This window comes from Irregularibacter muris (assembly GCF_024622505.1).
GTDB lineage: Bacteria > Bacillota > Clostridia > Eubacteriales > Garciellaceae > Irregularibacter > Irregularibacter muris.
Genome location: NZ_JANKAS010000008.1, coordinates 72596 through 87348 on the forward strand (window position 1 = coordinate 72596; position 14753 = coordinate 87348).

Genomic DNA, 14753 nt, shown 5'->3' on the forward strand with positions numbered 1-14753 from the left:
GGGTAACAAATGTATCTAAATCCTAAACAAGGAGCTAACGAAAATCAACAACTAGAATAAATATGGATGATAAGCCCAGGAGTTAAGAAAGAGGGTTTATGGATATTATTTACCTTTATGGAATGAAAGATGAATAAAAGGAGAAAATAGAATAGAAAGTATGGGTTGAGGAGGAAAATAAAATGCATAGATTGGAACAAGCCATAGAAAGAATTAAAATCCTAGAATGTCCTACAGGACATGTGGAAGAAAGAATAGCTGGCATTTTAGAGGACTATCAAGTTGCACAGAGGGATGAAATAACAGTACAAAGGGATGAAAGTTTGGACAGTATTGATGCCCAAGGTTATCATGTTCAATTATCCAACAATCAAGAACAGTCCCTCAGGATACTGGCAAAAGCTGGACTAGATGACTATGTAGCAAAAGTAACAGATGCTTATATAAATTAGCACTCTCTTAAAGAGAGTGCTAATTTTCTATTGACTATTTTTTGTACAAGTTATAGAATAAATGAGTAAAAGGGGCAATTCCAAGGAAACTACATATGAATGAGTAATGCTCTTAATAAAAAATACCCCTCCCTTAAGTTAAAATCAGGGAGATTTTACAATACTTTTGAGATTAAATCATGAAGTAGCTTATCATACCGGTGGAGAATACTTCTAGATTTTTACTTACCTTTCATGATCATAGGGTCTAGGTAAAAACATAGAGGCGTCTCCTACCTAGGATACTTAGTATTTTTTATTAAGAGGTAGGATTGCATACCCATAATAAATTATAAAAAATGAGGAGGATATTTGTATGAGTAAAGAAAGAGGAAGTTTATCTATTCACAGCGAGAATATTTTTCCTATTATTAAAAAATGGTTATATTCCGACCATGATATTTTTATTCGAGAGCTAATCTCCAATGGCTGTGATGCCATTACTAAGTTAAAAAGATTGAATGGCATGGGAGAAATTGATCTAAAGGATGAAACAAACTTTTCTATAAAAGTAGTATTGGACAAGGAAGCCAAAACCCTGACCTTTATTGATAATGGAATTGGAATGACTGGGGAGGAAGTAAAAAAATATATCAATCAAATTGCCTTTTCAGGGGCAGAGGATTTTATAAAGACCTATAAGGATAAGGGAGACCAAGAACAAATCATCGGGCATTTTGGACTAGGATTTTATTCTGCTTTTATGGTAGCTGATCATGTGGAAATTTACACCCTATCCTATCAAGAAGGGGCTACACCAGTAAAGTGGAATTGTGATGGCGGTACTGAATTTGAAATGCAAGAGGGGAAAGGGAGAAAAAGAGGTACGGAAATTACTCTTCATTTAGGAGAAGAGGGAGAAGACTTTCTTAATGAATACACGGTGAAATCCACCATTGAAAAATATTGTTCCTTCATGCCCTATCCTATTTACTTTGAAGAAGTAGGCAAAGAGCCTGAAAAAGATGAAGAAGGCAATATTATTGTGGAAGAACCAAAGGCTCTAAACGAGACACAACCTCTATATCTAAAGCATCCCAACGATTGTACCGAGAAAGATTACAAAAACTTCTATAGAGATACCTTTAGGGACTTTAAAGAGCCTTTATTTTGGATTCATCTCAATATGGATTATCCTTTTAATCTAAAGGGAATTCTTTATTTCCCCAAGTTAAATACGGAATTTGAGCCTATGGAAGGACAAATTAAATTATACAATAATCAAGTTTTTGTGGCCGATAATATTAAAGAAGTTATTCCAGAGTTTTTATTATTACTAAAGGGTGTTATTGATTGTCCAGACTTACCCTTAAATGTATCTAGAAGTTTTTTACAAAATGATGGATTTACAAGAAAAATATCAGATTATATTACGAGAAAAGTAGCAGATAAATTAAAGAGTTTATTTAAAACAGAAAGAGAAAACTTTGAGAAGTTCTGGGAGGATATTCATCCATTTATTAAATTTGGAGTATTAAGGGATGATAAGTTTTATGATCGAGTAGAATCTCTACTACTATATAAAACGGTAGAAGGTAAATATTTAACCCTGGAAGAGTATTTAGAAAAACAGGGAGATCAAGAAGAAAAAAATATTTATTATACCAATGATTCTAATCAACAAGCTCAATACATTAGAATGCTCAGGGAAAATGATCTAGAAGTACTCTCTCTAGAGCACTCCATTGATGCTGCTTTTATTTCCCACATGGAGATGAAGAAAACCCATGTTCATTTTAAGAGAGTGGACTCTGAAATAGCAGATTTATTAAAGGAATCGGATGATGCAGAGGATAAAGAAGTCATTACCAAAGAAACAGAAACCCTTACAAATATATTCAAAAAAGTATTAAACAAAGAAGAGATAAAAGTACAATTAGAAAGCCTTAAATCAGAAGAGGTAACAGGTATGGTCACCCTATCAGAGGACAGCAGACGTATGCAGGAAATGATGGAAAGATATGCTATGGGAGGACTTGAAGCAGGAATGATACCCAATGAGGAAATATTGGTATTAAATAAAAAACATCCTCTTATTCAATATATGCTTCATCATGGGGAGGAAGAGACAGAATTAATGAAGCTCATCCCTCAACAGGTATATGATTTAATTATGCTCAGTCATCAACCCCTTTCTCCAGAGCGTATGACAGACTTTATCAAACGTAGTAATGATATGATGAAACAAATGATTTCCTAATTAAGATAGAAAGGCTTATAGCTCATTGAGCTATAAGCCTTTCTGCAATATAAACTATAATGATAATAGAGAGAATGAGAGAAAAACCACCTTTTTTGAACGAGAAGGTGGTTTTTCTTGTGGAATAGGAAAATTTGTCTTAAATCTCTGTTTTTATAAGGAATAAAAAAGAAAAGAACTGTATATAATGCTAATAGTAAAAAATGGTAGGAAAAGCTATCTTATAAAAATAGACAGCACAAGGCATTTGATCAGGGAGCTTTATATAAGGATCAGGGGCAAAGTCAGAAATTGAAGATAGTATCTATCTATGGTTTTGAAAAACTTGGCATAAACCATAATAGACAAGCTTCAAGGAATAATGGGGAAGTTTTATTTTTATAAGATGGGGAGTTTAATTTCACTGCAGGAGGAAAGGACTTATTTTATTACCAAAATTCCAGGAGAAAATGGATAAATGAGGTGATGTCCTATTAGGTTTAAAGAGTTTTATATAGCTAAGGAAAGGAGGCATGAGAATGAAGAGATATAGGAAAGTACGTGTAGTAGCGCTTTTCATAGTCTGTATTATGATATTTTCCCTCTGGAACCCATTGATTTTTGCCAGTTCAAAGGATACCCATTCCCAATCTACAGGTCAAAATATTGAAAGCAATGCTACACCCGAAGGAGTTAAAAATGACAAGGAAGTCCTACTAGACAGTAATGCAGCAGCTGAAGACAAATCAAAAGCTTCAGATAAAGAAACAGAGCCGGCTATAAAGCAAGAGGAAGTTCCTAGGAATCAAGAAGATCCTTCAGACCCACAGGAAAAAGAGGAAAAAACAGAGGGAACCTCTATTGATCAAGGAAAAAATACAGAATCTGAGGGGACTTCTCATATAGGAGAAGAATCTATTGAACCAAAGGATTCTTCCAAGGAAGAAGGAAATAGCCCCCAGGACGAAGACCTAGTTTTAGAGGAGGAACCTGAAAAAACCATAAGCTACTATCCAGCATCTTCCCCTTTGAGGGTAGGACCTATTATTCAATCCTTTGGTTTGCTAAAGTCTAGTGGAAAAATGTCTAGTTTACATAGCGACATTATAGGAGATTATGTAAAGCCCTTAGAAGGTTTAAACCTGACAAAGAATGCTACTGTTTTTAAGAATACCCATGACGGTAGACAAATATTTCAGCTTGATCTAACCGCAACCACAGAATCAAAAATCGTAGATAAAACCAAACCCAGTGATATTGTTTTGGTTTTGGATAGGTCAGGGAGTATGACTGAGACACTAGAGAATATATATACAGAAATAACCAATGCTCCAGATACGAGTAAAACTTATTATATAAAGATAAATGGTAGTTATCAATCCATTAATTATAATTATGGTGGTTGGTATTATGGCTCTTCCAGTAATAGAAAGTTTGTTAGCTGGGATAAAAACGGAGATGATAGTTCGCCAGGATCTGATGGGGTAAGGGAATGGATTATTTGGCCTATTCTTGATCGATGGGTTGCTCCAGATAATCCAATTGGTAAACCCTTTTATACAAGAACCGAAGTAACCAGATTACAGTCTTTAAAGGATGCAGCAAATCATTTTGTCCATACCGTTTCCCAGGAATCCCCTGATAGTAAGATTGCCGTGGTTTCCTTTAGCGGTGAGACAACAAACCATACTAGCGGATTGGTGAATGTGAAAAATGGGGGTTCGGTAAACTCCACAATTACCAATGCCATTAATGGTTTAACTGCAGAGGGTGCAACCCATTCCAATAAAGGACTTGGGTTAGCTAAGAATATTTTTCAAGGAGACAATACTACCGATAGAAATCGAGTAGTGATTATGTTTACTGATGGGGAACCAGGCAATCAAGGCTTTAACAATAATGATGGCTATAGGTATGCAGCTGCTGCTATAAATCAAGCAGCAGCACTAAAGGGACAACGGGGCAGAACCATAAACAGTGATGTAAGTTTTAATGGATATAAACCAAATAATAGTGTAGATCTACCGAGGACAGCTAATAATGAGCCCGGTTGCGGAGCAACCCTATATACCATTGGTATTTTCCCATCAAATGTTAGCAATCATGCTCATCGCTACATGGCATGGGTGTCCAGTGATAATGATAGTTCTCAGACAGCAACAAATCCCAATGGGTATGAATACTACTTTACTGCTGAGGATAATGATAGTCTAAATAATATTTTCCAAAGGATAGCCGAGGAAACAGGAAAAACCATAGAGGATGTAGCCATAAGGGATTACATAGACCCACGCTTTGATGTTGTTGATGCCGAGGGCAATAGATTAGAGGTTGGGGCTAAAGTAGATGGTGGTGCAGGCACCATAAAATCAGATAACAATATTCTTTATATAGAATGGATCAAGGCAAAAATTGAACCAGGCACCCTAGAGGAGGGGAAGGGCTTTAAAGGGACTCTATATCTCAAGCCCAAGGAGAATTTTGTAGGGGGCAACAATGTACCCACGAACATTCCAAATCTATCCGCAATATATAGCGGAGATCAAAACATTGGTAGCTTCCCCTATCCATTAGTAAATGTGCCCTTTAGGTTAAATATAAAGAATATCAACGATACAGTATTCTTAGGAGAAAACATACCCAAAAGTCAAAATGAGGCCAGGGATGAAATGGCAGCAGAAAATCTTACCAATATTCCTTACCAATATCCCAGTGAAATGCTAAATATCCATTGGAATGAAAACTTTACAAAGGATACCAAGCCAAGGGATACAACCACCTATACCCTTGTCGTAACAGCTACACCAAAGGATTATATCCAAAATCCTGATGAGGATTTCTATCACCCAGCAATTGGCACCAAGGCAACAGAGGTGAGTAAAACCGGTACCTATAGTATAGAGGTAAAAAAAGGCACTCTGACCATTAGCAAGACAATTAAAGGGATAGAGAATCCAGACCAAAGCTTTGTTTTTGAAATAAGACAATATGAAGATATAGGCAAAACAAAGCTAGCCAAGACCTTCTACGAAACCATTAGAGTGACCAATGGCTCCAATAATGGGAAAATCATTACCCTACCAAAGGGCTATTATGAGGTTGTTGAAAAAGATGACTGGTCTTGGCAATATGATGCAGTAGGAAATACAAAGGTGAATGATACCCTGGGTATGGATAAAAACGGAAATAGAGATCTAAATAAAGTGAATGCCAAGACTTCCTTTGTCAATCAATCAAAGGAAATAAAATGGCTTGCCAGCATAGACTGGGCAATCAACAAATTTACAGGAGGTGGTAACTAATGAATAAGAAAGTCTGGGCTATTTTCTTGTCTTTAGCTGTTATTCTAATCATAGCAGGCACCACCTTAGCCTTACTCACCGCCCAAACTGGAGCCAAGAGTAACCAGTTTACCCCTGGAGTACTGACCACCACCATTATTGAAAATGGTGAGGACCCAGGAAGTACAAAGGAGTTTACGCCAGAGGGTAAAAATACAAGGAAAGAGGTAAGGGTACGAAATGATGAAAATGTCCATGGCGTAGAAGGCTACATCCGCGTCATGTTAGTGCCTACCTTCCGAACAAATGAGGGAACCCTACCCGGGAATATCGTCCTTCATCCCAGTGGCAATATCCTCACCATAACTGCTCCAAATAATGGGGGTACCATAAAATTAAAGCTGGTTAATGGATGGAAAGACAACTGGATATACGATAACGGATATTTTTACCATAGATCAATTGTTTTTCCAGGGAAGTTAACCGCTGTTTTGCTTGAGAGTGTGGAGGTGACAGATTCTGCACTATGGAATAGCTTCCACCTAGAAGTTCTATCCGATGCTATTCAGGCAGAAGGTGGAGCTTTAGAGGATGCTTGGGGTGAAGCCATAGGAAGGCTGCTGGATTAACCGGAGATTGCAGAAAATAAAGAAGAAAAGGAGGATTGGCTATGAATAGGAGGAGTTTACTTTTTACTCTATCTGTTGTACTGTGTGTAGCATTATTGCTAGGAGTTACCTATGCTTATTTTACTGCAAAATCGGATACAAAAATCAATACCTTTACTGTAAGTGATGGAATATCCATCCAGCTTGCAGAGCCTAAATGGGATAATCGAGATTATGAAGGAAAGGAAGGAAATATTCCTTTAGCAGATCTTGGGATAACAAAGGCTCAAAACATCGTCCCATCTCGAATTATTCCTAAGAATCCCAGTGTAAAAAATGCCAGTGATTCAGAAAGTGTCTGGCTGGCCATTAGGCTAGACTATACCATAGAGGGTGAATCATCAGATTATTCACAACTAGATGATTTTGCCACCATTGATTTTGCTGGAGGGGTTTGGGAGGAAAAAGAAAATTCAAATAAAAGGGTTTTCTACTATAACACAAAAGTAGAACCCCAAGACAATACTTCAGAACTATTTAGCAAAGTTGAAATCTCATCGAATACCAATGCCAATACATTAAAACCATTTGATATTAAGATTACTGCCTATGCAGTACAAGGTGAAAATGTTGACTATGGGCAAGCCAAAACAGAATTAGATGCTTTAATGGCAGCTACTCCATAAAATAAAAAAATAGGATCCTAAAAAATTGCATAGTTGGAGGATAGGATGTTAGACAATGGCATGGAGAAGAGAAAAAAGAATAAAGTAAGTAAAAACATAAACAATATTATTTTTATAATCCTAATGTTGATGATCATCTTTGTACTCTTTACAACGATGCAGGCCCACATAAGGGGGGAGGATCCAACTATATTTGGCTATCAATTTTACTATGTAGCCAGTGGAAGTATGACGCCCACTATTCCAGTAGGTTCCTTAATCGCAGTGCGGGACACAGATTACATAAATATTGAAAACAAGGATATTGTTACCTTTAAGGGATTAGGAAATACTCTAGTGACCCATCGAGTAAGGGAAGTTTCAGAAAATGGGCAAAGTTTCATTACCCGTGGGGATGCCAACAATATAGATGATCCAATAGCCGTCACCATGGAGACACTCGTAGGAAAGGTAGTATTTCACCTTCCCTATGTAGGATATTTTCTAAAATTTTTAAAATCAGCCTATGGTGTGGTGGTTTTTAGCCTAATCATAGGAGCTTCAATAATCCACTTTGCATTTCAAAGAAAAAGAAAAATAATATGAATAAGAAATGAGGAGAATTTATAATGAAAAGAAAATCAATGATGCTTATGGTTTCAGCTTTAGCACTTGTTTTAGCCATTGGAGGGGCTACCCTAGCATGGTTTACTAACGCAGCAGATCCTGTCACCAATACATTTGCAACTGGGGATGTGGCCATCACTTTGCACGATGAATTCAATAAAGAAGAAGCAAAAAATGTAATTCCAGGGGATGAGTATAACAAGGATGTATATGTTACCAGTGAAGGCTCCATTAATACCTATGTAAGGGTAAAACTTACTCCAGCATGGGATAAAGAGGGTCTTGATACAAATGTAGTTAAACTAACCCTTGATACAACGAAATGGATAAAAATAGGTGATTGGTATTACTATAAGGAAGCTCTTACCAAAGGTGGGCAAACCACAAAGCTTCTTGATTATGTGACCTTTAACGGCGCTGCAATGGATAATAGTTATCAAGAGGGAGAATTTACTATCCAAGTTGAAGCAGAAGCTATTCAAGCGACCAATAATGCTGCTGAAGCAGAGTGGAAGGTAAATACGACAAATTGGACAGCAATATCCAAATAATCATTTCCTGGAGGCTTTGCCTCCAGGATTAACCCCTTTCAAAGGAGGGTTGTAAATGAAATTCAAGCGGATAAAATCAACTACTTTTTTAAAGTCATTTCTGATGATGATGGTATTTTTATTGGTTTTAACCATTCAGCCTGCCTATGCAGGCAATCAATTACAGATTGTTGGAAACCATAGGGGTTTGGAAGTAATTCCTAAGGATCAGAATCTCTTCAAGGAATTAAATTTAAGCCCAGGGGATTATAGGAAAAGTAATTTGACCATAAAGAATAATGACAAGGATTCTTTTGAATTGTTTGTAAAAATTCAAAGGTTGGGCAAGAAACCTTCTCCAGCAGAGGCAGATCTGTATAAAAAATTATTCATGACCATCACTTTGGGAAATCGAGAGATATATACTGGTCCTATGATGAATTTTGCCAGTGGCAAAAATATAAGTTTGGGAAAAATTAAACCTGGAGAGGTTCGGGAGATGGAGGCTGTCGTTCATCTTCCGGGGGCAGATACTGGCAATGAATTTATGGGAGTAAGTCATAGGAATCAATGGACTTTTATAGCCCAAAGCCATGGCATGATTGATGAGGAAGATTCACCCTCAGGGCCTAAACTTCCCAAAACCGGTGGAATGCCCACAGCATTTTTCTATATTACAGGTGCTTTGATTACCCTAACGGGAATTGTCATTAAGAATAAAAAATAAATTGTATTAAGAGGATGCCCTTTAGCAGCCTCTTAATTTTTTTGGTGAAATATATTGTAGCCCTATAAAATACTGTAAGGGATAACCGGAGATGATTGTCCTATAAGATACATAAAACTTTTAAATATAGATTATTGACTTACAGTCAGTCAGTGATAAAATAAGGGTATAAAATAATGAAAAAGGTGAAGATCGTGAGTTATATAAAATTAGAAAAAGTAAAGAAGAGATATAAAATGGGGGAAGTCATCATTACCGCAGTGGATGGAGTGGACTTTGAAATTGAACAAGGAGACTTTGCTGTTGTGGTAGGGCCTTCGGGTGCGGGCAAAACTACAGTGCTAAACATCCTTGGAGGTATGGATTCCCTAGATGAAGGGATCATTACAGTAGATGGAAGGGATATTAGTGGCTATAGTAGTAAGATGCTAACAGAATATCGAAGATATGATATTGGATTTGTTTTTCAGTTTTATAATCTAGTGCAAAACCTTACAGCCAAAGAAAATGTGGAGCTGGCCTCCCAAATCAGTAAAGATCCTCTAGAGGTGGAGAAAGTTATGGAGATGGTGGGCCTTAAGGATAGAATGAATAACTTTCCTTCCCAGCTTTCAGGAGGAGAACAGCAAAGAGTAGCCATTGCTAGGGCTTTGGCAAAAAACCCAAAACTATTACTTTGTGATGAACCTACAGGAGCTTTGGATGACCAAACCGGTAAGTCTATTTTAAAACTCCTTCAGGATACTTGCAGATCTACGGGTATGACGGTAGTGGTCATTACCCACAATTCTGCCCTTACAGGCATGGCAGATAAGATTATCCGCATGAGAAATGGAAAGGTGGCGGAATTTATTGTCAATGAAAATCCAGTCTCTGTGGAAAGGATTGAGTGGTGATGAAGAAAAAATCCTTTTACAAGGACCTAATAAGATCCATATACAAAAGTAAGGCAAGGTTTTTATCTATTCTTGTTATTATTACCATAGGAGTAGCTTTTTTTGCGGGGATTAATGCTGGTGAACCAGATATGGTTTTATCCGCAGATAAATACTATAAAGAGCATAGATTATCTGACTTTAAAGTGATATCTCCCACAGGGTTTAAGGAGGAAGATATCCAAAAGGTAGAAACAATAGAGGGAATAGAAAAGGTACAAGGAGCGTACACCAAGGATCTTTTTCTTACTTCCAAGGAAGGCAACACTTCTACAGTAAAGCTCTTGAGTTATCATCATGGAACAAATCATGATGCCCTGAATATCCCTAGGATTATTGAGGGTAGAATGCCTGAAAAATCAGGAGAAATTGCTATAGATCATAGTCATAATGTACCTGAGGAAATCAAGTTGGGGAGTGAAATCACCTCTTCATTACCCAAGGGAGAGAAAAGAGAAGATTTCCTAAAAAAGGAGAAATATAAGGTGGTGGGAATTGTCCAATCCCCCCTATATATTAACTTTGAAAGAGGCCAGACCAACATGGGAGATGGCTCTATAGATTATTATGCCTATATTCCTCAAGAAGACTTTACTATGGAAAAAGTAACAGATCTTTTTATTGCCACCAAAGAATCTAAAAATCTTTCCGCCTATACAAAGGAGTATGACCATCATATTAAACCCATTGAGAACTCTTTAAAGGATATCGGTATGGTCTCTATGAAAGAGGAGACCAAAGAACTTAAAGAGGAGCTAAATAAAGGGAAAAAAGAATTAGAAGAAAATAAAATAAAAACAGAAAATGAACTAGCTAAAGCAGAAAAAAAGCTACAGGATGCCGAAAAAGAGATTGCCAAGGGAGAACAAGAGCTTAAAGAAAATGAAGGGAAATACCAAAAAGAATTGCAGGAGAAAAAAGCCCAATTAGAAAAGGGGAAAAAAGAATTAGAGAAGGGGAAAGCCCAATATCAAGAAAGCTATAATCAATGGGAAGAGGGCCATCGTCTTTATACTGAAAATCAAGAAAAACTTACCCAATCGAAGGCAGCATTGGATAGAGCAAAACAACAATTAAATAGCCTCCAGGAAGCCATACAAGGACTTCAGGATATTAGGGATAATGTGTCTATGGGAGCAATGACCGAGGAGGAATTTACCAATCTCATAGGAAGTATTGGTGTGCTTTCCCCAGATACTGCCCAGTACATCAAAGAGAATTTTGACCCTGGAGATAGGTTTCTAGGACTTAAAATCCGGGGAGTTCTAGATAATGCCCTTTCAACAATGAAAGAAAATCACCAAGGGGGTCAGAAAAGCTATCAGGTAGGGATGGCAAAGTATCAAGAGGGTCTAAAGGAGTTGGAGGAAGCCAAAATCCAGATAGATCAGGGAAAGGCCCAATTGGACCAAGCCAAAGCAGAGATAACAGCCAATGAAAAAGAGATAAGCAATGGGGAAAAAGCTCTTACTCAGGGAGAGAAGGACTTGCAAAGCTCCCTAGAAGAGGGGAAAAAGGAATTACAACAAGGCAAGAAAGAACTTGCTAAAGGGAGAAGCACCTATGAAAAAGAAAAGGCTGATGCCCTAAAAAAAATAAAAGAGGCTGAAATTGAAATAAAGGACGCCCAAAGACAAATAGGAGAAATTCCAGAGGAATGGTTTGTCATCAGTCGAGAGGGCAATCCTGGATATTCTACCTATGGTGATGATGCCCAAAGGATTGGTGCATTGGCCAAGGTATTTCCTTTATTTTTCTTTCTCGTGGCGGCTTTGGTATGTTTGACCACCATGACAAGGATGATTGAAGAGGAAAGAGCACAAATCGGCATCTTAAAAGCCTTAGGATATAATACCTTAACCATATCCTCAAAATATTTAATTTACGCTTTGTTAGCCAGTTTAGTAGGTGCCCTATTGGGCCTGAGTATAGGCTTTAGACTTTTTCCCAATGCCATTATGTTTGCCTATAAAACCATGTATAATATTCCGGAAAGGCTAACCCCTTTCCATTTGAATTATTCTATTCTTTCCCTACTCATGGCCGTAGTGACCACGGTATCGGCTTCGTTGCTTGCCACATTGCAGGAGCTTCGCTCCACCCCTGCAATACTTATGCAGCCCAAAGCGCCTAAACCAGGGAAAAGAATACTTTTAGAAAGAATAACTCCTCTGTGGAAGAGGCTATCCTTTTCCCATAAGGTAACTGCTAGGAATATTTTTCGGTACAAAAGAAGATTTTTTATGACCGTTATTGGCATTGCTGGTTGTACTGCCCTTCTAGTGACAGGTTTAGGAATTCGAGATTCCGTGAATGCCATTATGGGAAAACAGTTTGAAGACATCTTTATTTATGACGGTCAAATTATGCTGGATAGGGATAAAGATTTTCCAGAGGAGAGGCTAAAAACGATTGTTTCAAGTAGACAAGAAATAGAAAGGGATATGAGCACCTTAACCGAAAGTGTCAATGCCTTAACTCCAGGGTCCAGCAGAACCTATGAAGCCAACTTATTGGTCCCAGAACATCCAAAGGCTCTAGAAGAATTTTTTGATCTCCATGAAAGAGTGTCTAAGGAAAAGGTTGAATTAAAATCAGATAGTGCAGTCATTACAGAAAAACTCTCAGAGCTTTTGAAGGTGAAAGTAGGAGATAGCTTCAAATATAGAGATGCCCACAACAATACCTATGAAATAGAAGTAGGGGCCATCGTGGAAAATTATCTATCCCACTATATCTATATGACACCAGAATATTATGACGAAATTACCCTGAAAAACCCCCAATACAATTCCATTGTATTTAATGTTCAGGACATGGAGGAATTACACCATGGACAATTTAAAGAAGGTCTCATGGAGCATGGGGAAGTTTTAGGGGTTGTGTTTACCGAAAAAATAGCAGATGAATTTGGGAAAGTCCTAAAGAGTTTGAATTTCGTGGTGGTGCTCTTAGCCATTTCAGCAGGAGCCCTAGCCTTTGTGGTATTATTTAACCTCACCAATATCAATATCACCGAAAGAATTAGAGAAATAGCCACCATCAAAGTATTGGGCTTTCGGGATAAGGAAGTATCCTCTTATGTCTATAGGGAAAATATTATTCTGACCATTATAGGCACTTTAGTAGGGTTGGTTTTAGGATTCCTATTTCACCGCTATGTCATGACCACCATGGAAGTTGATGCCATGATGTTTGGGAAAAATATTCATCCGATTAGTTATGGAATTGCGGCTATACTCACTATGCTGTTTTCCATACTGGTCAATTATTTTATGTACGATAAGCTGAAAAAAGTGAATATGGTAGAATCCCTTAAATCTGTTGAATAGGAGGAGAAACATGCGGATTACTAAGGATCCTGAAATACGGAAACAGGAAATTATTGATAGGGCTAAGAAATTATTTGAGGAGAAAGGCATTCATAAGACTTCTATAAGCGAAATAGCAAAGGAAGTAGGCGTTGCTAAGGGCTTGATTTATTACTATTTTTCCTCCAAGAATCAGCTAGTAGAAAGCGTCATAGAGCAATTTATTTTAGGAATAGGAGAAGGATTGGAAGAGATCATGAAGAATGAGGAGTTGGACTTTTATTCTAAACTGACAGCCATCTTCCACCTTTATTTTGACTCTATACAAAAACACCCTGGGATATTTTCTCTATCCCTCGAGAACCCAGGAATATTCAGTTTAATAAGAAATAGATTGTCTGAAATAGCATTAATTCATGCCACGGATTTAATTACCTTGGGTATGAATCATGGCATAATCAATATTTCCTATCCAGAATATATGCTAAAAATTATTATACGAGGGCTTGGGGATTTATATATTGAAGGAGTGACTAATCCTGAAATACATGCAAGACTTATAGAACAGATATTGGGGTTAGGGAAAGGGAAACTTCAATTGAAGTAGAAGCATGAAATGATAAAAACAAGAGAAAAACAAAAAAAGCGACTAACGCTGCTCAAGTTCAAAAAAAGAATGGAGATATCTCCATTCTTTTTTTTGAGACTGTTGAAAACCATAGATAAAGGAAAACACCTGAATTTGTCATTGTGAGCATAGGGAAGAATCTAGCATTTAAGCTGGTTTAAGATTCTTCACTCCGCTACCTTCAGAATGACACAAAACTGGACTTTTTCAACAACCTGCAACGGCCATAGCCGCTTTTTATATTTGAAAGTTTATGAACAAATTAAAATTTCATTTCCCGCTGTTTTAAACTTTTAATTCTTTCGTCACTATTTTTAAGAAAATCAGTTAACATATTTTCGAAGGACTCTTTAGGCTTAGGTTTGGGTTTGGGCTTATTTGAAGTGAAGCTTCTATTTTGTTGGCTAGGCTTTTTTTCCAAGGCCTTAATAGAAAGTTCTATTTTATTATCCTCTTTCACCCTAAGAATTTTTACGCTGATTTCTTGTCCTTCCTTTAAATAATCATTGACGTCTTTTACATATTCGTTTGATATCTCTGAAATATGGCATAAACCTATTTTGTCCTCTGCAAGTTTAATAAAAGCTCCATACTTGGTAATTCCAGAAACTACACCTTTTACAACTTCTCCACTTTTTAATGACATTAAAATAATTTTCCTCCTTGTATTTATCATTACTATCTATTATATGCTAAGTGGGCTATAAAGTAAAACCAAAGGCCTTGGCAAAATCAAAAATTTAAGAAAGAATAAGGGAGAAAGAGGAAGAA

The 14753-nt window shown here is 37.1% G+C and carries 12 protein-coding genes; 11 read left to right on the top strand and 1 reads right to left on the bottom strand.

The features are described 5' to 3' along the window. Positions 1–182 precede the first annotated feature (182 nt). From NSA47_RS09970 to NSA47_RS10020, 11 genes are all read left to right on the top strand, one after another. A complete protein-coding gene (locus NSA47_RS09970) occupies positions 183–452 on the top strand; it encodes a hypothetical protein (RefSeq protein ID WP_257531512.1) in 270 nt (89 codons plus the stop codon). A 355-nt stretch (positions 453–807) separates the two neighbouring features. After that, positions 808–2691 carry a molecular chaperone HtpG gene (gene htpG / locus NSA47_RS09975; RefSeq protein ID WP_257531514.1) on the top strand — a complete coding sequence of 628 codons (1884 nt, stop codon included), beginning with the start codon at positions 808–810 and terminating at the stop codon, positions 2689–2691. 518 nt (positions 2692–3209) lie between these two features. Next, positions 3210–5972 (top strand): VWA domain-containing protein, encoded by a 2763-nt coding sequence (locus tag NSA47_RS09980; RefSeq protein WP_257531516.1) that lies wholly within the window; start codon positions 3210–3212, stop codon positions 5970–5972. Further along, on the top strand, positions 5972–6580 hold the full coding sequence (locus NSA47_RS09985) for a hypothetical protein (protein ID WP_257531518.1): 609 nt from the start codon (positions 5972–5974) through the stop codon (positions 6578–6580). Before NSA47_RS09980 ends, NSA47_RS09985 begins: the two co-directional genes overlap by 1 nt. Positions 6581–6621: 41 nt before the next feature. Beyond that, positions 6622–7245, top strand: a complete 624-nt coding sequence (locus tag NSA47_RS09990; RefSeq protein ID WP_257531521.1) for a SipW-dependent-type signal peptide-containing protein — start codon at positions 6622–6624, stop codon at positions 7243–7245. Between the two features lie 45 nt (positions 7246–7290). Then, positions 7291–7830: a signal peptidase I gene (locus NSA47_RS09995; protein WP_257531522.1), complete on the top strand. Its 540-nt coding sequence runs from the start codon at positions 7291–7293 to the stop codon at positions 7828–7830. Between the two features lie 23 nt (positions 7831–7853). After that, positions 7854–8402 carry a TasA family protein gene (locus tag NSA47_RS10000; protein WP_257531524.1) on the top strand — a complete coding sequence of 183 codons (549 nt, stop codon included), beginning with the start codon at positions 7854–7856 and terminating at the stop codon, positions 8400–8402. Positions 8403–8457: 55 nt separating this feature from the next. Beyond that, entirely contained in the window at positions 8458–9108 is a 651-nt protein-coding gene (locus NSA47_RS10005) for an LPXTG cell wall anchor domain-containing protein (RefSeq protein ID WP_257531526.1), read from the top strand. Between the two features lie 176 nt (positions 9109–9284). Continuing rightward, on the top strand, positions 9285–10004 hold the full coding sequence (locus NSA47_RS10010; RefSeq protein ID WP_306811149.1) for an ABC transporter ATP-binding protein: 720 nt from the start codon (positions 9285–9287) through the stop codon (positions 10002–10004). After that, positions 10004–13375, top strand: coding sequence for an FtsX-like permease family protein (locus NSA47_RS10015; protein WP_257531529.1), 3372 nt, complete (start codon positions 10004–10006; stop codon positions 13373–13375). The genes NSA47_RS10010 and NSA47_RS10015 overlap by 1 nt, the downstream gene beginning before the upstream one ends. A gap of 10 nt (positions 13376–13385) precedes the next feature. Then, complete coding sequence (locus tag NSA47_RS10020; RefSeq protein WP_257531531.1) at positions 13386–13961, top strand: TetR/AcrR family transcriptional regulator; 576 nt, start codon at positions 13386–13388, stop codon at positions 13959–13961. A 283-nt stretch (positions 13962–14244) separates the two neighbouring features. On the opposite strand, the gene NSA47_RS10025 is transcribed toward NSA47_RS10020, so the two are convergent. Next, the gene (locus NSA47_RS10025) at positions 14245–14628 is read right to left on the bottom strand and encodes a S1 RNA-binding domain-containing protein (RefSeq protein WP_257531533.1); all 384 of its coding nucleotides are present in this window, start codon (positions 14626–14628) and stop codon (positions 14245–14247) included. Positions 14629–14753: the final 125 nt, after the last annotated feature.